Here is a 22,832-nt window from a genome sequence, read left to right on the forward strand (position 1 = left end):
GAAAGATGACCTTCCCGTCACCGCTCGCGCTCGAGCGCGGTCTGCGCGAGACCTTTCTCCGCTACATCGACACCGCGTTCGGCCTCCGCGACGAAGACCTGCGTGCCGAGCGCCGTGAACTGCTGGTGGGCGGACAGTCGAAGCTCTTCACGCCGCTGCTGCTCGAGCCCGTCGTCCCCTACGACGGCGTCGCCTCGATCGCGGAGGCCGCAGACGCAGCGGGCGTCGAACCTGACCTCCTCGCCAGGGTCTCCTGCGCGGTCTTCGGCCTCGACCTCGATCAAGCCTCCCAGGTGCGACTTCGCCGTCACCAGGTTGAGGCACTGCGTGTCCACCTCTCTCGCGGCGACGAGAAGCGCAACGTCGTCGTGACGTCAGGCACCGGCTCAGGCAAGACCGAGGCGTTCCTGCTTCCGCTCCTCACACGCATCGCGGGCGAGGCCGGCGCTTCCGGTGTCGCCCCGATCCACGAATGGTGGCGTTCTGAGAAGAAGGCCGACGCGTGGGCGCCGGCTCGGATGCAGACTGCTCGCAAGCCCGCGATGCGCGCCATGATCCTCTACCCGACGAACGCTCTCGTCGAGGACCAGATGTCTCGACTCCGCGGTGCGGTCGCTCGTCTTCGCTCGGGCGCAGCACCAGTCGACATCTGGTTCGGTCGCTACAACGGTGCGACGCCGGGGTCGAAGGAGATCCCGAGGGGCAAGTCGAGCGAGGCGCGCGTAGCCCGCGTCGCAGAAGGCATTCGTTCGGCGGAGCGGGATCGAGGAGCGATCGCCGCCCACGCATCGCCGGACCTGCTGAACCAGTTCCCATCGATCATGGAGGGCGAGCTGACCACGCGGTGGGACATCGTGGCGACACCACCCGACGTGCTGGTGACCAACTACTCGATGCTGAACGCGATGCTGATGCGCAGCATCGAGGACGGACTCTTCGCGAAGACCGCCAGCTGGCTGGCCGAGGATGCCAACCACGTATTCACCCTCGTCGTCGACGAGGTCCATCTCTATCGCGGCACCTCAGGTGCCGAGGTCGCGATGGTGGTCAGGAACCTTGCCGCGAGAATGGGCTTGGCCCCCGGATCCGACCAGATCAGGGTCATCGGCACCAGCGCCTCCCTGGGCGACGTCGAGCAGGGCCCGGAGTTCGTCCAGAACTTCTTCGGCGTCGACGCGGCCACCGTCCACGTCGAACCTGGCGAGCGACGCCCACTGGACGGGGCCGTCGTCGACGTCGACTCCGTGATCTCGGGCGAGCTGACAGACGACGCACTCGTCGACGCGTCTGTCGCCATGGCCGTTGCTTGTAGGGACGGTGCCGGCGAGTATCGGTCCGCCTCGGTCGTCGATCTCGCCACGCGTCTGTTTGAGGACGACCCGAGGGGTGTGGAGGGAGTCGAGCGCCTGATCGACATCCTGGCCGACCGCGCACCCGCCGACGCGATTCCGTTCCGCGCCCATCTGATGGTGCGAGGCATGAAGGGCATGTGGGCCTGCTCTGATCGCGAGTGCACGGCCGTGGCGGCACCGTCGACCGATCGACGCGTCGGGAAGATCTACGACACGGCGCGGCTCACGTGCGAGTGCGGTGGGCGGGTGCTCGAGCTGCTCTACTGCTTCGAGTGCGGTGAGGTTTCGCTCGGTGGCTACGTCATCGAAGCCCGGGACGGTGTGTTCTTCCTGTCCACGGTGCCGACCGAGGACCGTCCCGGGGGCGCCTTCGCGTTCCAGCGCAGTCATGACGAGTACCGCTGGCTGTGGCTCAGCGATGAGCCGGCGAACGGTGAGCTGAAGAAGCGCAAGGCTCCGAATGTTCTTGAAGCGGTCGAGTCGGGCGGGCCAAAGTCCAAGAACGTCGAGATGTCCTTCGTGCCAGTCAGCTACCAGGCACGTCTCGGGGCGATCATGCCCGGGATGAACGGACCGCAGGTGGTCGGCATCTCCCACTCCGAGCTGCCCGACAAGTCGCAGTCCATCCCTGCGCTGCCCGAGGTCTGTCCTCGATGCGGCCGTGGGTCAGGCAAGCAGGACGTCGCGGCCTTCTTCGGCGGGAAGGTGCGGAGTCCGATCCGCGCTCACACCACCGGCCAGGCGCAGCTGACCCAGATGGTCGTGTCGGAGATCTTCCGCTCCACGGGTGACGTGGCCGAGGACTCGCGCACGATCGTCTTCACCGACAGTCGGGACGACGCGGCTCGGACTGCGGCTGGGATCGCCCTGAACACCTATCGCGACCAGGTCCGCCAAGTGGTTCGCCAGACGCTCGCGGATCACGAGGATCCGTTCGCGCTGATCTCGGCCCTGGTCGACGGCAGCGTGCCCGAGGATAGACGCGCGGTCGCCGAGCAGCTCGCCAAGGATGATCCGCTGCTTCACATGTCACTCAAGCTGGCCAAGGCCGGCGCTGCGGAGGACGACGACCTGGCGCGGATCAAGGCCGCCGAGTCGGCATCGGGCAACCTTCGGTGGTCGGCTCTCGTGGCTCGGGTCCAGTCGCGCCTCGTGGCGGCAGGCATCAACCCGTCGGGTGCGGGCGCATCACGGCAGACGTTCGGACCGACTGACCAGAAGTGGAACCGACTGGTGGAGCCCCCCGAGCCTGGTCTGTGGAAGCCGCTCGACTCGGCCGTCGTGGGCGACGAGCAGAGGGAGTTCAAGCGCAACGTCGGGCGTCAGGTCGCCGAGGCGATCTTCGATCGGGGCGGTCGCGACATGGAGTCGTCTGGCATCGGGTACGTCACCACGGCTGAACCGGCGCCCGGCGATCTCGGCGTGCCCACAGATGTGGCTCGCGAGCTGGTCGACACGACCATCCGTCTCCTGGGTCGTTCCAAGAGGTTTGCTGGCGCGTCCGACGCCGCAGCCACCTCCACTCCACGGCTGGTCGGTGCGTACCTCAAGCGGATCGCTGCCGTGCACGAGGTCGATGCCGACGTCCTCGCCGGCAAGGTGGCCGAGCACCTGCAGGCCACTGGCGTGATCGACACGTCGTGGGTGCTTCGTGTGGACGACCCGGATGTCGCGCTCGAGATGATCGAGGCAGGATCGAGTCGATGGGTGTGCGCGAACTGTGGGGCCAGCTACCTCCACCCGTCGGGTGGCGTCTGCTCGATGCTCGATTGCGAGTCTCGCAAGCTCGAGGAGGAGCCCTCGAGCCCTGACGAGCAGAGCTACTACGGCTGGCTCGCCCAGAAGCCGATCCGTCGCATGGCCGTCGCAGAGCTGACCGGACAGACGAGTCTCGACAAGCAGCGCGACCGGCAGAGGCGTTTCAAGGGTGCGGTTCTTCCAGCACCCGCCGAGAACCCGCTGACCGATGCCCTGGACGTGCTGTCGGTGACGACGACGATGGAGGTCGGTGTCGACATTGGTTCGCTGCGCTCCGTGACCATGGCGAACATGCCGCCCAAGCGGTTCAACTACCAGCAGCGCGTGGGTCGAGCTGGCCGCAAGGGTCAGCCGTTCTCGTTCGCTGTCACCGTGTGTCGCGACCGATCGCATGACGAGTACTACTTCACGAACGTCGTGCACATGACGTCGGCGACTCCACCTCCTCCGTTCATCGACCTTCAGCGTCCCAAGATCGTCGAGCGCGTGGTGGCCGCGGAGGTGCTGCGGCGGGCTTTCCACGACCGCGTCGACACAGCGCCGTATCGCCCGAACGTGCACGGCAAGTTCGGGCCGAGCGCGGAGTGGGAGCACAACCGCGGCCACGTCCAGGGTTGGATCGAGGCGTCGGCTGATGAGATCGAGTCGGTTGCGGCGTACTTCTGCGCACACACCGAGATCGATCCTGAACGCGTCGCCTCGTGGGCGCGGAACTCCCTCCTCGATCGCGTCGACGAGGCAGTGGGCAACCCGTACTTCCACCACCCCGAGCTCAGCGAGCTGCTCGCCAACGCCGGAGTGCTTCCGATGTTCGGATTTCCCACCCGGTCGCGAGATCTGTATGGCGGCAAGGTCGAGAAGCACGAGGACCTGCGCGAGGCGATCGTCTCCAGCCGCGATCTCGGCATGTCGATCCGGTCGTTCGCACCTGGATCGGTGACGGTCAAGGACGGGTCCCAGCACCTGGCGATTGGATTCGCGGCGTACGAGCCGTCCGGTCATCGTTACCGATCGACCAACCCGCTGGCGGGCGAGATCAGGGTTCGCCGGTGCAAGACCTGTGGTGCGGTCGAGACCAGACAGACCGAGGACGTCGCGGGCTGCGCCGTCTGCGGGGGAGAACAGGACGCCTACCTCGTCTACCAGCCTGCCGGTTTCCGGACCATGTACACGACGATCGACTACGACGACAGCCACGAGGCGCCCTACCACCACGGGTACTCCGAGCTGTCGTCGTCGACGACGTACAGCGATTCGGAGACAGTTGGTGGTCTTGCCTTTGGTCTTCTCGAGCAGGCCGAGGTCGTCAGCATCAACGACAACAACCGTCGATTGTTTGACCTGACTCGACTCGGTGACTCGACCGTTGTCGCCAAGAACCCAGAGCTGTACGAATCGGCGCTCCCTCCATTCATGCGCGACTCTCCGTCGATCGGCGAGGCGGCGATCGGCGAGGTGCGTCGCACCGACGTCCTCCTGCTAGAGCTCTCTGGGCTTGACCTGGTCGGCGACGTGGTCTCGACTGGGTTCGAGTGTCCGGCTGGCGAGTCCGCGTTGATGACGTTCGCCGAGATGCTTCGCCGTGCAGCCAAGGACGAGCTGGACATCGACGAGTCCGAGCTGCAAGTCGGGCTCCAGCCGTGGTCCAAGAGCGGCGTGCTGTCACGCCGTGTGTTCGTCGCCGATGCCCTCGACAACGGCGCGGGCTACGCGCTCGAACTCGGCGACGTGACACGGCTGAGGCAGCTTCTCGAGGCGATCCGCACCGACATGGGCGGCCGGCTGGAGGCGCCAGAGCACCGAGACTCCTGCGCCACGTCGTGCCCGTCGTGCCTCCGGAGCTACGAGAATCGATTCGACCACTGGGGGCTCAACTGGCGTCTGGGGCTCGACGTCGTCGACCTGGCCCTCGGCAGGCCGCTCGACCTCGCGAGGTGGATGGGCACGCTTGAACGCCGTACGGCGCAGTTTGCCGAGGCGTTCGGCCAGTTCGGAGGCGTCGACGTGGACACCAATGGTCCGCTTCCCGTTCTCCGGGCGCACGGGCGAGCGATCGTCCTCGGACATCCCCTCTGGCGGCGTGATCGCGACGGATGGAACGAGATTCAGCGATCCGCGGTCGCGGGCGCCAGCACCGGCATGGTGTCAGACTTTCTTGAGCTCGAGCGCTTCCCGTTCCGCATCTGGTCCGCGCTCCAGGGCGTCTGAGCGATTGAGGAGCACACGATGAATCCATGGTTCACCCACCCTGCACGCCCGCTGACGGCGACCGCTGCAGGCAGCGACGAGCAGCGTTCCGTGCCCAGCCGTAGCCTGCGAGTGCAGGTGCTCGAGGGTGTAGTTCTAGCCGACCTAGACGTGCCGAGCGGATCTGTGTCGGTCGACCTGCTCGGCTCCATCGGCGAGCACTCTTGGCCCGGGATCGAGCAGGAGATCGACGCGAACGGCATAGCCATAGGATTCGAGGAACGCGGAGCGGACGAGTTGCCGCGCTACGAGCCGTGGGCCCCTGCTGGGACGGTCGAGGCGGTGCGGATTCGACTCCGAGACGGTCAAACCAGCGAATGGGACGTCTCCACGGTCACCAGCCCGCGCCGGGTCGGCCCCGTGACGCTGTGGATCTCAGACGCCGCGGCGAGTCAGGCAGTGAGAGACCTCGAGGACGTGGTGGCACCGGACGGTCGGTCGTCCAGGTTCTACGTTCGCCGCACCACGCAGCACCAGCACGGCGTGGGCGTTTTCTCGCACGCCGCGTTCGACGGTCTATTCCTCAACGTTGCCCAGCAGGCGACGGAGGGCGGCGCTCCAGACGGTCGGGTGCGGCTGTGGACCGGTCGCGACCGCGATGGTGAGGTCACGGAGCTCGTCATCGACCTCGCAGCCGGATCCCGGCTGGTTGAGCCGTCGTCGGGTGTCGACCCGTGGCGACAGGCGGTGTTCGGCGGCTTGCGGCTTCACCCCGACGCGGACCTGTCGAGCCTGATCAGGCGCGTGGAGCCGTTCTGGATCCCGGCCTACGTGCCAGGCGCAGGCGTCCAGATCGACGAGAACGATCCACGGGTTCGCGCCGCCCAGGACGATGTTGACGACGAGCACTACCTCCCCGCCGAGGTGTACGTCAGGCCGATCGGATCTGTTCCCCTGGCCGGCGAGCTGATGTTGGGTGCCGTGCAGCACGAAGCCGACGAGATCGTGGCCGGCTCGGCGAGGCTGGGACTGACGTGCGAGCCAGGCGTGTATCCGGTGTTCCTCGTCGACGATCCCGAGATGGGAGACGCTGGCTACCTCGTGCGCTTCGACGTCGGACTTCCCGCCCGCTGGTCCTACGCGCCCGGCGCGGTCGACGAGACCTGGAAGGCCGTGGGCGATGGTGGGGTCTGCATGTTCTCGGACCAGACGCCCGAGGAGACACGTCTCGCCTACCCGATCGCCAATCACCCCGTCCGGTGGAACGGGCAGGGAAGCGGCGCCCTGATCGTCCGCCCAAGTACCTTCGGCCCTCCGGACCTAGGCGTCTCTGAGGTCTACGTCGGCTACGACGACTCAGACCTACCGGTGGCGATTCTTCTCGACACCGTGAACATGGTTGCGGCAGACCTCACGTACGTCGACTCGGCGCGGGACTGAAGAGCGTCGAGCGTCCTGCGTCCCGCTCGTGCGCGAGACGCTGAGCCATCCCGCCCAGCGGCGACGGGAGCAAGTCAGTGTGCGTCACATGGTCGTGTCGAGTGAGCGACGGCATTCCGCATGGGTCATACGGCGTCTGAAAGTCTCAGGCCCCCTACATTGTCAGCTTGGGCCGCTCGACGTTGACAGCGTGATGCGCTCGTCGGACCGCGCTGGCGAAGCGGTCGTCGATATTGAGCCCTGACTCGACATGCTCCACACGTCCGCAACGAAAGGTGCGACGTCCGACTTGAACGTCGCGGGCTCGCGGTGACCAATCACAATAGCGATGAGGAGCACTTCGTCCTGGACACTGCGCCACCCCGCCTCAGTGGGGGCCGACTCGGGCCGCTCAAGCTCGGAGGCCTCTCTTGACCTCCTCGCGCGCAGGCCGTGCCTGTGCGTTCCAGGTCGCGACGGGAATACTCGAGCCAAGTTCCTCGAGCGAGAAGCGCCTCGAGGTGATGACTCAGCTGCGGCGCGATCTCATCGAAAGGTAGGTGCATCCGCGCCAGGGTCGCGAGGAGCGGGGCGCGAGTTCCACACGCCGACGGATTGGCTGAACGCTCGCCGAGGTCGGAGTTGTTCGGCGCTCTCGGCGGCACGTTCCGCGGGCAGCGAGTTGATCGTGGACCTCACGTCGCTTGCTAAATGAGCCACCGTCAGAGCAGACGACTGCTCGAGGCACGTCTGAACTTCGCCGGTGTAATCGAGGCTGCACTGCCTTGGGCACGCGGCCGGTGTCCTCCGAAGTCGTGGGTGGTGGCTATGTCTGTCGCAATGCGGCGAGGTCGCGCGCTTCTCAAGACGACCGCGAGCACGTTTGCGACAGTCGGGACGAGCGCAGCGGCGATGGCGATGAGCTTGCTAGGACCTTTCGATCGTGTCGAGACGTTGGCGGACCTTGATCCGATCAGCGGCCGGCTTCACCGGTCAGCTGACTCGAACGAGCCATTTTTGATCAGGATGTCGCGTAATGCCTCAGCGGAACTGCCTCAAGGGGAGACAATGCACTCGGTCATCGGGAGGAGATTGAAGTGACTGCGGGTGTCATCGTCGGGATTTCTGGCGTGCTGGTCGGGTTTGCCGCCGTGCTGTTCGCGCGACGGACCGCTCGGGTGCCGGTAGCCCCTCTGACCGAGGTCGAGACGGTCGAGCAGCAAGAGATCGAGCGCGTCGGCGCGGCACTTGCAGCCGGGGATGAGGTGTTCCTCCCGACCGGAAGGCCGAACGAGTTCGTCGTCTTCTCTCAGGCGTCACGAATTGAGGGTGATCTGGTGCCCGCCGATCTGGCTCGCTCGGCGGCGGCGAGCGTGTCCGCTGCGCTGCGCAGTGGAGTCGAAGCCGCACAGGCGTCGGGCCGACTCGTCATGGTTGACGGCGCCACGGCGAAGGCGATCCGCGAGGGTGCCATGGCAACGGACAAGGCCGGCAAGACGCTCGCCGTGGTCCGGAGTTCCGCCGGCAAGTGGGAGCACGTCGCACGGCTGACTCCGTCGGCCGGCAAGGTCGCGGGCGGCGCTCTCGCCGCCGCCAACGTCATGGGCGCGGTGAGCACGCAGATGCAGATGGCCGCCATCGAGGCCAAGCTCAGCGACATCGTCGAGGGCGTTCAGACGCTCGAGAACATCGCGCGCCGCGAGCTCGACTCATCGATCTTCGCGACTCGGAAGCTCGTGGAAGAGGTCGTTGGAGCGAGCCGGCACGCCGGCCACCTGCCCGAGCAGTCGTGGGCGATGATCGCGCCGCACTACAAGGACATCATCGAGGACCAGCAGATGGCCCGCGGAGCCGTCGAGGATTTCCTCAAAACCGCTGAATCCGATCCAAGGGGCTTCTGGCTCAAGAAGAAGGCGAGCTCGCTGCAGTCCAACCGCGAGCTTCTCGTCGAGCGGCTACAGACCCTCAAAGAGGCTGATCTGAACGTCGTCCGCATGCACATCGTCCGGTTGTGGCACTACACGGTCGTCCAGCCGGAGCTCGCTGGGTACTTCGAGGAGCTGGCTCGAGCAGAGCTCCAGGGGCAGACCGACACGGAGACGATGCTGTTGGAGCACGCCAACCGCACGATCGCGCAACACGGCGATCTGGGGCGGATCGAGAAGCTGTTTCACTGGAGCACGGGAGACGACTTCAGGCGCCAGGTCGAGCAGTTCGCTGACTTCTCTCCACTGGCACGTCGTGCGCCACAGGCGCTGTCGCTCGGACGGGCCGAATGAGCCGCGAAGAAGCGCGCCGCAACACGCGCGCGCGATTCGAGCAGTGGGCCAGCAATCCGACCTGCGAGGCCAACACGCTGTCGGCTGTGCACAACGTGCGCATGGACAGCGTGGCGTCGTCGGTCGGTCTCACTCCCTCGTTTGGTCAGTCGCCGTTTGCTATCGCGCGCGGCAATGTGTTTGAAGCGGGGCTGTTCCGCGATGATGCAGAACGACTGCGGAGTGCGTTGGAGCGCAAGGGGAGCCTGCCAGACGATTCGACCGGGTTTCTCGATCTTCGGCTGAAGATGAATGGTGGGAGCTCGGTCATGAGCGTCGACGCCGCCATCCAGGCGACGCAGCGATGGCTCGTTGATCTCGATGCGGGTGAGGCCACAGCATCAATCGTCGCTGCGCCCATGATCAAGATCCCGCGGGGAGTCATTCTCCCGGAGGCGCTCCTCATCATCGACCTCGTCACGGTGACGCTGGACGGAGACCATCCGGTTCTCCAGGTCGGTGAGGTCAAGGTGTTTCCAGATCGTGGCGGCCACACGGACCCTCGCCAGCTCTCGTCTGCGCGCGCTCAGGCTGGCCTCTACCAACGGGCACTGGAGACGGCAATCGAGGTGCTGGGGCTCCAGCGGGTCAGGGTCTCCAGCGAGGGAATCCTGGTGTTTACCTGGCCTGGTTCCAACCAGCCGTCCATCCGCGCCAATGAAGACCTGACCTATCAGTCGGTGAGGGCCGAGCGCGGCTTCGCGCGGCTCGAGGAAGTGGCCCAGTCGATCGTGAGAGACGATGACTTCTCGGCGGACCAACCCGCTCTGATGGACCGAGTACTCCACGCAGAGACGGCCTACTCCGACGCCTGCCTCGGGTTCTGTGACCTCGCTCCTCGCTGCCACGAGGAGGCGACCGCCGCAGACCGCGGAATCATTCTCGGCGAGACGGTGGACCGAACGCTCGGGTCCACGACGATCAGCAGGGCCCTCGAGCTGATGAACGGTGCGATGCCTGAAGACGATCGAGAACGCGATCTGCAGCGACAGCTGGGCACCACCCTGTGACGGCAGCGGAGGTCGCGCGCCGGCTGCGTGCGTGGGAGTCGGGAGAGCCTCGAGCGCGATTCGCGACACTTCATCATGCGATCGCGCCCCCGGAGCACGTGCTGATCGTCAGCTTCGTGCGGATGGCGGGGGAGTCGCGCCCATGGGGCATCGCCTGGGGTCACCCCGGAGAGACTCCGCGGTTCGTGTCCGTCCCCGACGGACGTGTGCGGGACGACGTGGCAGTCATCTGCGCCGAGCTCGCCGAAGATCTCCTGGAGCACTTTCGTGTCCACAACTGGACGTTTGATCCGCAACCGAAGGATGCCAAGCCAGAGGACCTCCGCCAGATCTGGGTCCCCAACGGCGGGCATCTCGCGATGCTCCACCAGCTGGAATACGCGTATGCGCAGACAAAGTTTGGCGGCGCCAACAACGAGGTGCTCAGGGCCGGTGGTCGACTTGCCGGTTGGCTCTTCCGCGAGACGTCGCGCCGGGGTAGCCAGCACGTCATCGACGCGAATGCTGCTGTCCGCGAGGCGTATGCGTTCCCGGCGCAGGACGTGAGGCAGGCGCACCTCGGCTATCTCATGGGGTGGCTCACGACCTCAGGCGATCGGCAGGCACGGCTGCAAGCGGCGACGCTTTCAGAGGCGAGTGCGGTGTCACCCACGATGAACCCCGAGGTCGAGCGCGACGAGCTCGATCGCCCCGTGGGCGCGCGCCGTTCGCTCATTCGTGAGGGCAGAGATGTGGCGGCTCTGGAAGGCACGATCGCAGACGTGTTGCAGCGTGAGCTCGACTCGCGGTGGCTCCTGGCTGAGATGGCCTATGAGTGGCTCAACTCCGACTCGCGTCCGAGTAACGGTGGTGTTGGCCGTCTCGTCACCGACTCGCTCGCGGAGTTCTGGTACCGAGTCCAGTCAAACGAGCTCAAGATCGCTGACCCGAGCGGAGCGCCGCCGTTTGTGCCGCATCCGGAGACCGACTTCCACGGCTCTTCCGCGGCCTCGAACTACTTGAACTTTGCGTCGGCAGAGGAGAAGTACCTCAACGCTCTGATCCACGACGACCCCGTGCTGTTCGATGACGCGTGCGAGACCGGGCACGGACTCCAGGTACGTGTGGTGCACGTGGAGGACGCGTCATCCAACCCGCGGTCGGTTCGCCCCATCTGGGACGTTGAGATCACCGGCGATCGTCCCCGCCGGGTCAGAGAAGGCGGGCGCGTCGTGCCGTTGCGGTCGGCTGGCCACTGGGCTGTCGTCGAGTCGATCAACCAGACCGAGACGAGTGTCCGGCTCCGACTCGAGTGGTCAGGGCGCAAGACGATGGCGATCACCGCTGGCATTGCAGACAAACCGGTCTCATCCGACTGGGTCGGCCTCGACATGAGCTTCGTGCTCTCCGACGCCGCTGACCTGACGATGCGCCGGAGCCAGGCCGTGTGGAAGGCGAAGGACGGCCCAGGAGCATGGCTGACCCACGGACGCGCGCCAGCGGCGCAACCTGTCGACATCGCGAACGATGTCCCGGAGGTCATCCTGGACGACATCCGACAGATCGAGGGTGACGTGTGAACAAGCAAGACCTTGACCAGCGCTACGACGACCTCGAGCTCGATCTCGCTGATCACTTCCTCGGCGGTGGGCGACTGGCTGTCGTGAAGGCGCCACCGGGCTCGGGCAAGACGCACACGCTGACGTACGTGCTGAAGCGACTGGTGTCGAGCGGCATGCGAATCGCCGTGGCCGCTCAGACGAACGCGCAGGCCGACGACATCTGTCGCCGCCTGGCGGGGCCGGACTTTGCCGAGCTCGTCGTGACCCGTTTCGCCAGCGCCGGCCATCTCGCTCCCGCGGGCTTTCCGTCGTCGGTGGGGTGGGCGTCGAAGGTCGATGACCTTCCTCCATCAGCGGGTGTGGTGGTCGGCACCACAGCGAAGTGGTCACTCACGCGTATCGACGAGCCGTTCGCGCTGCTGGCCATCGACGAGGCGTGGCAGATGGGATGGGCCGACCTCATGCAGTGCGCCAACGTGAGCGAGCGGTTTCTCCTGATCGGCGACCCTGGACAGATCCCACCGGTGGTGACTATCGACGTTCGTCGATGGGAGACGTCGCCCCGCGCACCGCATGCGGCCGCGCCATCGGTCGTGCTGGCAGACGACGGGTTGATGGCCGACGGGCTCAGCTCGTCGATCCCCGCGTGTCGCCGGCTCCCGGCCGAGTCGGTTGATTTCGTCAAGCCCTTCTACGACTTCGACTTTGCCGCGTACGTCGAGCCAGGTACCCGCGGTCTGGATCTGCCGCCGACCCACGCGTGGGCAGATCTGTCGACCGGTGCACCTCTGGTGCTGACGATCCCCACTCCGCCCGATGGGCCACCTATCGAGGTCGACCACGTGCTTGCTCAATCGGTTTCGCAGGTCGTTGCGGACCTTCTCGTTAACAATGCGCACATCCGCACCGGTGAGCCGTCACGTGAGCTGGTGGCAGCCGATATTGGTGTGACGAGCTCTCACCGCGTGATGAACGCTGCCATCGAGCAGTCGCTAGGCGGACCGTACATCGACGTCCGAGTCGACACCCCCGAGCGATGGCAGGGCCTCGAGCGGCCGGTCATGATCGCGATTCATCCGTTGAGCGGGGTCGTCTCGCCGTCGTCATTCGATCTCGAGACGGGGCGGCTCTGCGTCATGGCGTCCCGTCATCAGTCCGCGCTGATCATCTTGACTCGCGACCACGTGCCCGAGACCTTGCTGAATCACGTCCCGTCTGCGGAGCAGGCGCCGGGACGTCCCGACACGGTTGGTCGGGGACACGACGCTCACCTGCGGTTCTGGTCTGCGCTGGCTGAGGCCGATCGGGTGCGACCGCTCTAGCCAGCCGCGGATCCGCACACTGTGCGGACGTCGCAGGACGCACACTTCGACTTCTCAGGCTTGGGAGTGAAGTCCCGTGCCTTCATGAGAGCCGCGGTCTCGATGACGACCTGCTCGGTCTTCGCGATCGCATCGTCGGACACGTCGATCGTGTGTCTCTGGGTCGCCCCCATGTCGTGGACGAAGGCGCCCCCGACGGTCAGACCTTCTCGGCGGCCCGCGTCGGCGTAGATCTGGAGCTGAAGAGGGTGAATCTCTCCCTGCGTGGATGACTTGTAGTCGACGATGGCGAGGTTGTCGATCTTCCCTTCGTGCTCGTCGTAGATCACGTCGGCGCGACCGCTGACCACGACGCCATCGAGGTAGAGCTCGAACGGGCGTTCAGTCGCCCACGTGCGCCGGAGATCGTCCTGGTGATCGCTGACGTACTTGAAGATCAGCTTGCGAGCCTTCTCGCGCATCTCCTTGTGTGCGGCCTTATTCGCGAACGGGAGGAAGAAGTCAGACGTGATCAGGTCATTGATGACTCGCGGCTTCGGCACCTGACCCGTGGTGCGTGCGAGCTCGGCGATCATTCGCATGACATGGTGCACGGCGTTGCCGTATCCGATCTCGGACTTGACTGCTGGCATGAAGCCGAGCTCGTTGCGGAGGAGGTAGGACCGCGGGCAGGACAGGTACGCCTCGAGCTCGCTGTAGGTGACGGCCATGTCGGGCGTCTCGATGCCGCGTGGCTCGGTGTTGGTCGGCAGTCCCGCGCTGACCGCCAGCTTATTCGCTTCGACGATGTACGGCGACGGCTTGACCGCGTTCTTCGTGACTTTCAGGTGCGATGAGAGCGACACCCAGTCGCGGGCTCGAGTGAGCGCTACGTAGAACAACCGTCGTTCTTCCGCGTCGGACCCCTCGTAGCGGGCTGCGTCGAAGGAGGTCCGGGGGACCAGCCAAGGCCGGACTGTCCCTGCGCGACTCGACGGGAACCTGCCTGCGGTGAGCGAGGGTAGGAAGACGATCGGCCACTCGAGTCCCTTCGCGCCGTGAACAGTGCCCACGGCGACACCGTCGCCCAGTAGGTCCTCCTCGCCGTCGAATCCGTCGTAGTTGCCGTTGGCGTAGTTCGTCAGCAGGATCGCGAAGTTCTTGTAGAACCACTCGTTGCCGATGGAGCCTCCGACTTGCTCGTTCGGCACATCGGGGTCGCGACGGGATCGGCGAGTGACCGACTCGTAGTCAGCGAGCACGCTGGTGAATCGAGCAATCGTCCCAAGCCGATTGCGCTGGAGCGCGTCGCTCAGGTCCCAGCCGGCAATCTCGAGGAGAGCCGTCAGAGCGTAGAACTCACCGACCAGGCTCGGGTCGAAGTCGGGCGGTTCTTGAGTCGTCTTCGATCTCCACCGGATCAGGTGCCCCTGGAGCCGCTCGACGAGGTCGTCGCTCAGGTTGAAGACCTGGCGATAGTCCCTGAGTAAATCGTCAAGATGAATTGTCTCGCGCTTGATGAAACGCCCGGGCGCCCAGTCAACACCGGACAGCCAGGCGAACGTCGCACCAAAGACGGCCGCTTCGGGCTGCTCGAACAGTCCAGTACGCCCACCTGGCTGGACCGGGATCTTGGACAGGTCGAGCGCATCGAGAATCTTGGCGTACGCAGCGCGGCCGCGGACCAGGATGGCGATGTCCCGATAGCGCACTCCTGACGCGTGCAGGTCTTCGATGTCGAGCGCGATCGCGTCGGCTTCGGCCTGCTCGTCCTCGTGGCCGACGGCGATGGAGATGGCGGGACCGTCCTCGGCTCGAAACGTCCCCATCTCCTTGGCTAGCCGTTCGGGGATGGTCTTGGCGAAACCGTTGGCGACCTGGACGATTCCAGGTCGCGAGCGACGGTTGGTCAGCAAGTTGAACTGCGTGACTCCGTCGTAGCGATCCGCGAAGGAGACGATGTTGGCGACGTTGGACCCACGCCACTGATAGATGGCTTGGTCGTCGTCGCCGACCACGACGACATCGGCGGTCCCCAGCGGCTTGGACAGCAGAGAGATGAGCCGCTCCTGCGCCGGATTCACGTCTTGATACTCGTCGACGATGAGGTGGCGTAGATCGGCCGTGACGGCTGCGTGAACATCGGGCTCTTCTAGCGCCCGGACAGCCTCGACGATCTGGGTGCCGAACGACATGAAGCGGTAGCCGTCGAGCATCGCGTAGTAGAGCTCGGCCGAGTCCCGCAGTGCTCCGTCGGGGAGATCGGTGATCGGCATCATCTCGTTCTCGACGACGTCGATGTTCTCCTGGAATGCGGCGATTCCGCGGAACACGCGCTCCTTCTCGTCGAGACGACGCAGCTTCAATCGGTTGGACTCTCGGTACAGCAGGTTTGTCAGCTGGTTGGGGTCGAGCGGCGTGTACGTCTCGTACTTCGCCACATAGGTCTGGAGGAGGCGGAAGCAGAAGCCGTGGATCGTGCCGACGTACATGCGTCCCAGCCGGTCGGTCGCAGCGTCGCCGATCTTGGCCTCGACCCGGAGCCGGATTCGTTCCTTGAGCTCGGCGGCAGCCTTCTCGGTGAAGGTGAAGGCGACGATTGACTCCGCCGGCTCACCGTCTGCGAGGAGCGCAGCCACGCGCTGCGAGACGACTTCCGTCTTGCCCGACCCTGCCGCCGCGATGATCTGCACATGGCTGCCGCGATGCGCGACGGCATCAGCCGCTTCGCCCTGGAGTTCCGGAATTTCGTAAGAATCTGTCGCCACCGCCTCAAGATAGTTCGTTCGAGGGACGTTTCGGCCCGATTTCGGCCGCGCGATTCGCTAATCTCGAGGCCGGCGCTGATGCTCGACGAAGGGGACTGAAGGCATGACCGAAGAGCCCACGCGGGTGGATCTCGAGACTCCAGACCTGGCAGCGCAGAAGCGCGCGATCGTCGAGGATCTGCTCCCGGGAGTGGTCGCCGATGGGGTGGTCGACGCGACCCGACTTGGTGAGCTGCTCGACTTGCCGGTAACTTCCGCGTCTGACGGTCGCGAGCGATTCGGGCTGATGTGGGCTGGGAAACACGAGGCCGTCAAGTCACTTCTTACCCCGACCGCAGCGACCCTACGCCCGAACGTTCGCGATTCGATCAACTTCGATTCCGCCACGAACGTGTTTGTAGAGGGTGACAACCTGGAGGTCTTGAAACTTCTCCAAAAGAGCTACAACGATCGTGTCAAGGCGATCTTTATCGACCCGCCGTATAACACGGGGAATGATTTCGTATACGAGGACGACTTCGGCGATGGCCTGCGCGGCTACCTGCACTACACAGGCCAGACCGACGAGTCGGGCAACCGACTGTCGGCGGACATCGACACGGGCGGTCGCCATCACAGCCGCTGGCTGACGATGATGTATCCGAGACTGGTGCTCGCGAGGAACCTTCTTCGTCAGGATGGCGCGATCTTTGTGGCTATTGATGACAACGAAGCCGCAAACTTGCGCCTGTTGATGGACGAAGTTTTTGGGGCGGAGAACTTCGTAGCCAACGTTGTCTGGAATCATACAAAGCAAAGCAGGAACAACGAGACCTACTTTTCTCGTCAGCACAATCAGATCTTGATCTTCCGTCGTTCGGACGATCTTGGAGGATTCCAGCTTGCGCGTCAGGAGGAGCACAACCGCGCGTACTCGAATCCAGACAACGATCCACGGGGGCCCTGGCGCAGCGGAGACGTCCGCAACCCTGCGCCTCGTCCAAATCTCCGGTATCCAATTCCGACGCCGAACGGTGGTCAGATAGCTCCTCCGCCCAATGGATGGCGTTGGAGCGCGGAGACGGTCCAGAGCAAGATCGCTACCGGTGAGATTGTCTTCTCCCACGACCAGTCACGAATCGTTCGAAAGATCTACCTTGCGGACCAGGAAGGGCGAACACCGGAGAACTTGTGGGATGCGGCTGACGTCGGCAGCACACGCGAAGCGACGAGCGAAATCAAGGAGATTTTTGGCTCGCAGGTATTCGATACGCCTAAGCCGACCCGTCTGATTCGCCGGGTCTTGGAACTCATCACCGAGCCTACGAGCGAGGACGTAATCCTCGATTTCTTTGCGGGCTCTGGTTCGACCGCCCACGCCGTCGCGGCACAAAATGCTGAGGACGGAGGAAACCGCCGTGTCATCAGCGTGAATATTCCGGAGGCCACGCCGCAGGGGTCGGAAGCGAGAGCTGCGGGCTTCAGCACCGTCGCAGACATCACCCTGGCGCGAATTAGGTGGGTCGACGCCAACATTGGCGGTGGAGGCGTGCGGGCGTATTCGTTGGGACGAAGCAGTTTCATTCCGTGGTCAGAGATCGAGGACGGAGTTCTAGATCTGAGACCTTCGACTCTGGACGACGACACACCGACCACGAGCAACATCGCCGCGGAGGTGTTCCTACGCGAGGGCGTTTCCTTTGACGAGCGTTGGAAACTAGTCGAACTCGATGGCACGTCGGTTCGTGTCGCCGGTGGCGTTGCGGTGGCAATCAGCCAGGACCTCACCGCTGAGGTCGTTAGCGAGATTTTGGAGATGAAGCCCAGGGTGGTTGTACTTCTCGAAGATGACCTCGCCGGCAAGGATGCGCTGAAGGCTAATGCGGTCACCAATGCTCGAAACCTCGGCATTACGCTGAAGACGGTGTGACATTGTGATCGACATCAAGTTCGACGCCAGCCAGGCGTTTCAGCTCGATGCAATCGCCAGCGTCGTCGGACTCCTCGACGGGCAGGAGGTCGTCCAACAGGGGTTCACGACAGCGGAGCTGAGTACCACCGGAACACTCGACGGCTTCGAAGAGGTCGTGTACGGCAACACGCTGTCACTCGATTCAGCCACGCTTCTCTCGAACTTGCGTCGAGTGCAGGACAGGGACGTGCTCGGCGACGACGGTCAGAATGCTCCGGCCATCCCGCTCGATCTTCGTCGTGACCTAAAGCCCGGATCGTCGGACCTCGACTTCAGTGTCGAGATGGAGACGGGTACCGGGAAGACTTACGTCTACCTGCGGACGATCGCCGAGCTGAACCTGAAGTACGGCTACACCAAGTTCGTCATCGTCGTGCCGAGCGTGGCGATTCGTGAGGGAGTGCTGTCGAGCCTCCGGCTGCTCGAGGACCACATCCGCGAGCTTTACTCGGGACTGCAGTACGACTCATACGTCTATGACAGCAACGCGCTCACGCGCGTCCGCCAGTTCGCGATGGCGTCGCACCTGCAGATCATGGTGATCAACATCGACTCCTTCACCAAGGAGACGAACGTGATCAACCGACCGACCGACACGATGAGCGGCTACGCGCCGATCGAGTTCCTGCGGGCGTGCCACCCGATCGTGGTCATGGATGAGCCGCAGAACATGGAGACGCCCGTTCGTCAGGAGGCCATCAAGTCGCTCTCTCCGTTGCTGCGACTCCGCTACTCGGCCACGCACCGCGACCTAAAGCACCTCGTGTACCGACTCACTCCTGTCGATGCTTACGACATGCGGCTGGTGAAGCGGATCGGCGTGCTCTCCGTCGTGAAGGACGACGACTTCAACGACGCGTACGTCGAGGTCTCCAAGATCAAGGCGACCTCCACCGACGTCACCGCGACGGCTCGAATCTTCAAGGCGACCAAGCAGGGAACCAAGCTCACCACGGTCACCTTGCGGAAGGATGACGACCTGTTCGAGCTGAGCGGTAGTCGATCCATCTACGAAGGCTGGGCTGTCGAGGACATTCATGCGGGGTTCGATGGCGCGCCAGGTTACGTCGAGTTCGGCAATCGCCGTATGGTCCGGGAAGGCCGCGGCACGACAGACGAGGTCGAGCAGCAACAGCGCATCATGCTCCGGCAGGCGATCGAGTCACACTTCGAGAAGGAGCTGCAGCTCAAGCTCAAGCTGCGCCGAGGCATCATCGACTCCGCCATCAAGCCGCTCACGATCTTCTTCATCGACCGAGTCGCGAACTACCACCCCGCGGACAGCAAGTTCCGCAGCTGGTTCGAGCAGGAGTACGAGCTGGTGCGCAGTGATGCGCGCTACCGCAGCCTCGACATGCCAGACGTGAGCGACGTGCACGACGGGTACTTCGCGACCACGGCCAAGGGCGAGCCGAAGGACACCCAGCTAGACAAGGAAGGAAACGCGCGAGCCAGCAAGGAGGCCAACGCCGCCTTCGAGCGGATCATGCGGAACAAGGAGCAGCTGCTCAGCGCAGACGAGCCCCTCCGATTCATCTTCAGCCACTCTGCGCTCGTCGAGGGTTGGGACAACCCCAACGTGTTCACCATCTGCAACCTGCAGGACGGCAAGTCGCAGATGCGCAAGCGACAGCAGATCGGTCGTGGTCTCCGGCTCCCCGTCATGGCGAACGGTGAACGATGCCGGGTCGACGAAGTCAACATGGTCACTGTCATTGCGCACGAGGGCTTTGCGAAGTTCGCCGGTGCCCTCCAGAAGGAGATCGAAGACGAGACCGGAGTGACCTTCAAGAACCGTGTCGTCGACGTGAAGAAGGACAAGATCACGCTGACTCTCAAAGAGGCGGTGCTCGAAGACCCCATCTTCAGGTCCTTGTGGGACCGGATCTCACGCCGCACCACCTACCAGCTGGATTTCAAGACCGACAAGGTGGTGGACGAAGCCGTCAGGCGCGTGAACGCCATGAACGACGGTCGGAAGCTGGAGCCGATCAAGTTCCGCGTGAGCAAGCAGGCCGTAGATGTGGTGGCGGAAGGAGTGGACGGCGCCGAGTCCTCGGATCGCGGTGAAGTAGTCGTCGAGGGCGCCCGCCGGCTGCCTGACGTAGTCGGCGAGTTGTGCCGCCGCGTACCGCTCTCGCGAGCGACGATCGTGCGAATCCTGTCGTCGTGTGATCGCCTGGAAGAAGTGCGCACCAACCCGTCGCTCTTCATCGATCTCGTGACGGACGCGTTGAACCAAGCGCTGTACGCCCAGGTCGCCGAGGGAATCGTCTACACGCAGTCGGGTGATGACCGTTGGAGCGCGGAGTTCTTCCGGTCGCAGCACCAGGAGACGACGATCGTGAAGCCGGAGTTTGTTGTCGAGGCCACGAAGTCGATCACCGACAAAGTTGTGTGTGACTCGAAAGTGGAGGTTGAGTTCGCGCGCTACCTCGAGCAGCACGACGCGATTCCGTTCTTCCTCAAACTCCCAGGTTGGTTCAAGATCCCCACCCCACTTGGGAACTACAACCCCGACTGGGCCTTCGTGAAGCGCGACGACGGTGGAGAGCAGCTGTATCTGGTGCGCGAGACCAAGGGCACCGACCAGATCGACGCGCTCCAGTGGGAGAGCGAGGGTTGGAAGATCAAGTTCGGCGACGCCCACTTCCGCGCACTTAAGATCGACTTCAACTTTGGAAGTGATCCGAAGACGCTGATCGAGCTGTCGCCGGAGTTCAAGACGATGAAGGACTACGCCGATGACAAGCTTTGAGGCCGAGAAGAAGCATCTGAGCTACCTGCTGGATCAGATCGAGCAACGAGACCTCGCCCTTCCGGAGTTTCAACGGAACTTTGTCTGGAAAGCTTCGGAGACGCGAGAGCTAGTCCGGTCGGTCTTTCAAGCATTCCCAGCGGGGACGATCCTGCTCTTGCAGGGTGGGGTCAAGACATTCCAGCCGAGGGCGTTCGAGAAGGCCCCCGACCTTGGGGAGAAGTTGCCGACGTACCTGGCGCTCGACGGGCAGCAGCGACTCACGTCGTTGAGCCTCGCCTTCAACGGCCGCGGCGACTACTTGTACTTCCTAAATCTCTTGGACTTGCTTTGCGGTGAAGCGATCGATGAGGCGGTTGAGGTCTATCACGTCAAGCGATGCAAGCAGTGGGCGTCGATCTCTGGACAGGCGAAGGACTTGATGCTCCCGTTGAGTCGGTTGCGTGACTTTGCCAATTGGCGAGACGAGGTTATCGATGCAAAGGAGATAGAGAACCCCTCTGCGGATCTCAAAACTGTCCGTCAGCAGTTGAACGAGATTGAGAAGGAGTGGATCACTCCTGTTCTGCAGTATCAGTTCCCAGTGACGACCCTCGCCAGCGACACTGACTTGGATGCCGTTTGCACAATCTTCGAGACTCTGAACAGGACGGGGCAGAAGCTCTCGGTGTTCGACCTGCTTGTCGCACGTGGATATGCGCAAGGAGTCGAGCTACGACAGCTCAAGAAGGACGCGTGGGAGACGAATCCGTTGCTTTCCGAGTTCGGAATCGACCCGTACTACGTCCTTCAGGTGATCGCGACGTGGGTAAAGGGAAACCCCGTCCGTGGCAACGTTCTGGCGCTTGATGTCAAGGTTGACGTTGAACCGCGTTGGGCTGACGCTTCGAGGTATCTGCACGAGGCCCTCAAGCTGATTCAGGCGGAGTGCGGTGTACTCACGTCGAAGTACGTGCCGTACTCGACCATGCTTCTCACGATGGCTGCCGTGTGGCGGGTGATTGATTCGGCGGCCGGGCCGGAAGTTGGTGCGCGTCGCGACAAGTTGAAGCGGTGGTTCTGGTGCGCGACCTTTGCGCGCCGCTACGCGACGCAGGGCAACTCCCGAACGGCCAATGACTTCCCGGAGCTTGAGTCATGGTTGACCGGCGGCGAGGCGCCGTCAGTGACACAGCACCCTGACTTCCCAACGCTCCGAACCATCACCAGCAGTAACGACGCCCTGTACGGAGCCGTCTTGGCCGTGTCCCTACGGAAGTACCCGCTGGACTTTCACTTTGGAAAGCCCCTAACTCCGGATCGGATCCGAGCAGAGCAGATCGAAGACCATCACATCTTCCCGCAGGCCTACCTTGGAGATTTGGTACCGAAGCATGAGAAAGATTGCATTCTGAATCGGACGCTGATCGATGCCTCCACCAACAACAAGATTCGGGCGAAGGCGCCGTCGCTCTACCTCGCCGATATGGCTGACTCGTTGGGGGATCCGCTTGTCTCCGCAATTCTCGAGAGCCACACACTTCCGACCGGTCCGTCTAGTCCTCTCGCCGGGGACGACTTCGACGCGTTCCGCAAATGGCGTGAAGACGAGTTGACGACCTCCATCGCTGAGGTCACCGGATGGGCCCTGCAGTCGGAACCTCCTGCAGCGATCTAGCCGGTCGACCCGCGAGTCGCGGGGTTGTTAACTACGTGCGTGGGAGACGGGGTTGCTCGCCGCGATCCGGCGACGGCCTGCTGCCGCGTACCCACAGCCTGGCCGGTCGGCCGCCGTCCGTGCGGGACGCCTGTCGGCCAACAACGACATGCGGCGCGAGCTGGGGCTCCATCCGGCGACGGAAGGTGTCGCGGCGGATTCTCTCGCCGAGGATGGCCTCGTGGTAGGCGCGGAGCTCTGAGAGCGTGAAGGGGCCTGTGAGAAGTCCGTCGGGGTCGGGGGAGGTCTCGTAGCGCGAGCGGAGGTCGTCGACGGCCTCCGCGACGATCACGTCGTGGTCGAACAGCATCGGGGGGAGTGAGTCGACGGGGACGAGGCGGCCAGGGACCCGGGGGAGTGCGACGACGTGGCCGAGGGAGATGGTCCAGCCACGTGGGTCGCGGTCGGGGGCGTCGAACACGCGGAGCAGGCGCGGCTCGAGGTCGCCGGCGTCGAGGCCGGCCTTCTCGCGCAGGGTGATCGCGATGCAGTCATGGCTCGTCTCGCCCTCGCGAAGAAATCGCCCGGGGACGACCTTGCCGGTGAGGGAGACGGTGCTGTCGAGGACCAGAGTCGCGAGATGGGCGCCGGGAGTACCGGCTTCGGCGATGGTCAAGACGGCCACGTCCACGGCGACGTTCGGGCGCGGATAGTCGGTCAGGGACGCCATGTCGGACAGTCTAAGCGCGGAATTGCGCAAAGTGTCCAAGTGGGATGCTATGGTCCCCCCATCGGACTTAACGCAGAGTTGCGCAAAGAGAGAAGGTGGTCGC

At 64.1% G+C, this 22,832-nt stretch carries 11 protein-coding genes; 9 read left to right on the forward strand and 2 right to left on the reverse strand.

Annotated elements, in window-relative coordinates:
• Positions 1-5 precede the first annotated feature (5 nt).
• The 6 genes from AC0L5F_RS00245 to AC0L5F_RS00270 all read left to right on the forward strand — a co-directional run bounded on the left by AC0L5F_RS00245 (position 6) and on the right by AC0L5F_RS00270 (position 12,907).
• Positions 6-5,318, forward strand: coding sequence for a DEAD/DEAH box helicase (locus AC0L5F_RS00245; protein ID WP_473314600.1), 5,313 nt, complete (start codon positions 6-8; stop codon positions 5,316-5,318).
• Positions 5,319-5,468: 150 nt separating this feature from the next.
• The gene (locus AC0L5F_RS00250; protein ID WP_473314601.1) at positions 5,469-6,737 is read left to right on the forward strand and encodes a hypothetical protein; all 1,269 of its coding nucleotides are present in this window, start codon (positions 5,469-5,471) and stop codon (positions 6,735-6,737) included.
• A 1,076-nt stretch (positions 6,738-7,813) separates the two neighbouring features.
• Positions 7,814-8,995: a hypothetical protein gene (locus AC0L5F_RS00255; protein ID WP_473314602.1), complete on the forward strand. Its 1,182-nt coding sequence runs from the start codon at positions 7,814-7,816 to the stop codon at positions 8,993-8,995.
• A complete protein-coding gene (locus AC0L5F_RS00260) occupies positions 8,992-10,044 on the forward strand; it encodes a hypothetical protein (protein ID WP_473314603.1) in 1,053 nt (350 codons plus the stop codon). Before AC0L5F_RS00255 ends, AC0L5F_RS00260 begins: the two co-directional genes overlap by 4 nt.
• Positions 10,045-10,229: 185 nt before the next feature.
• Positions 10,230-11,603, forward strand: coding sequence for a hypothetical protein (locus AC0L5F_RS00265; protein ID WP_473314604.1), 1,374 nt, complete (start codon positions 10,230-10,232; stop codon positions 11,601-11,603).
• Entirely contained in the window at positions 11,600-12,907 is a 1,308-nt protein-coding gene (locus AC0L5F_RS00270) for an AAA domain-containing protein (RefSeq protein ID WP_473314605.1), read from the forward strand. Before AC0L5F_RS00265 ends, AC0L5F_RS00270 begins: the two co-directional genes overlap by 4 nt.
• On the opposite strand, the gene AC0L5F_RS00275 is transcribed toward AC0L5F_RS00270, so the two are convergent.
• Complete coding sequence (locus AC0L5F_RS00275; RefSeq protein WP_473314606.1) at positions 12,904-15,654, reverse strand: ATP-dependent helicase; 2,751 nt, start codon at positions 15,652-15,654, stop codon at positions 12,904-12,906. The genes AC0L5F_RS00270 and AC0L5F_RS00275 overlap by 4 nt on opposite strands.
• 103 nt (positions 15,655-15,757) lie before the next feature.
• On the opposite strand from AC0L5F_RS00275, the gene AC0L5F_RS00280 reads away from it, so the two are divergent.
• The 3 genes from AC0L5F_RS00280 to AC0L5F_RS00290 are packed head-to-tail and all read left to right on the forward strand — an operon-like array spanning position 15,758 to position 22,020.
• A complete protein-coding gene (locus AC0L5F_RS00280) occupies positions 15,758-17,563 on the forward strand; it encodes a site-specific DNA-methyltransferase (protein WP_473314607.1) in 1,806 nt (601 codons plus the stop codon).
• 4 nt (positions 17,564-17,567) lie between these two features.
• A complete protein-coding gene (locus tag AC0L5F_RS00285) occupies positions 17,568-20,363 on the forward strand; it encodes a restriction endonuclease (protein ID WP_473314608.1) in 2,796 nt (931 codons plus the stop codon).
• Complete coding sequence (locus tag AC0L5F_RS00290; protein ID WP_473314609.1) at positions 20,350-22,020, forward strand: GmrSD restriction endonuclease domain-containing protein; 1,671 nt, start codon at positions 20,350-20,352, stop codon at positions 22,018-22,020. The genes AC0L5F_RS00285 and AC0L5F_RS00290 overlap by 14 nt, the downstream gene beginning before the upstream one ends.
• Before the next feature lie 31 nt (positions 22,021-22,051).
• On the opposite strand, the gene AC0L5F_RS00295 is transcribed toward AC0L5F_RS00290, so the two are convergent.
• A complete protein-coding gene (locus tag AC0L5F_RS00295; RefSeq protein ID WP_473314610.1) occupies positions 22,052-22,729 on the reverse strand; it encodes an NrtR DNA-binding winged helix domain-containing protein in 678 nt (225 codons plus the stop codon).
• Positions 22,730-22,832: the final 103 nt, after the last annotated feature.

This window comes from Aeromicrobium sp. 10G20-16, from assembly GCF_055809665.1.

Excerpts from the sequence above, each read along its gene's own strand:
- AC0L5F_RS00260 (WP_473314603.1), top strand. The coding sequence starts at position 8,992 with ATGAGCCGCGAAGAAGCGCGCCGCAACACGCGCGCGCGATTCGAGCAG.
- AC0L5F_RS00280 (WP_473314607.1), top strand. The coding sequence starts at position 15,758 with ATGACCGAAGAGCCCACGCGGGTGGATCTCGAGACTCCAGACCTGGCA.
- AC0L5F_RS00245 (WP_473314600.1), top strand. The coding sequence starts at position 6 with ATGACCTTCCCGTCACCGCTCGCGCTCGAGCGCGGTCTGCGCGAGACC.
- AC0L5F_RS00290 (WP_473314609.1), top strand. The coding sequence starts at position 20,350 with ATGACAAGCTTTGAGGCCGAGAAGAAGCATCTGAGCTACCTGCTGGAT.
- AC0L5F_RS00295 (WP_473314610.1), bottom strand. The coding sequence starts at position 22,729 with ATGGCGTCCCTGACCGACTATCCGCGCCCGAACGTCGCCGTGGACGTG.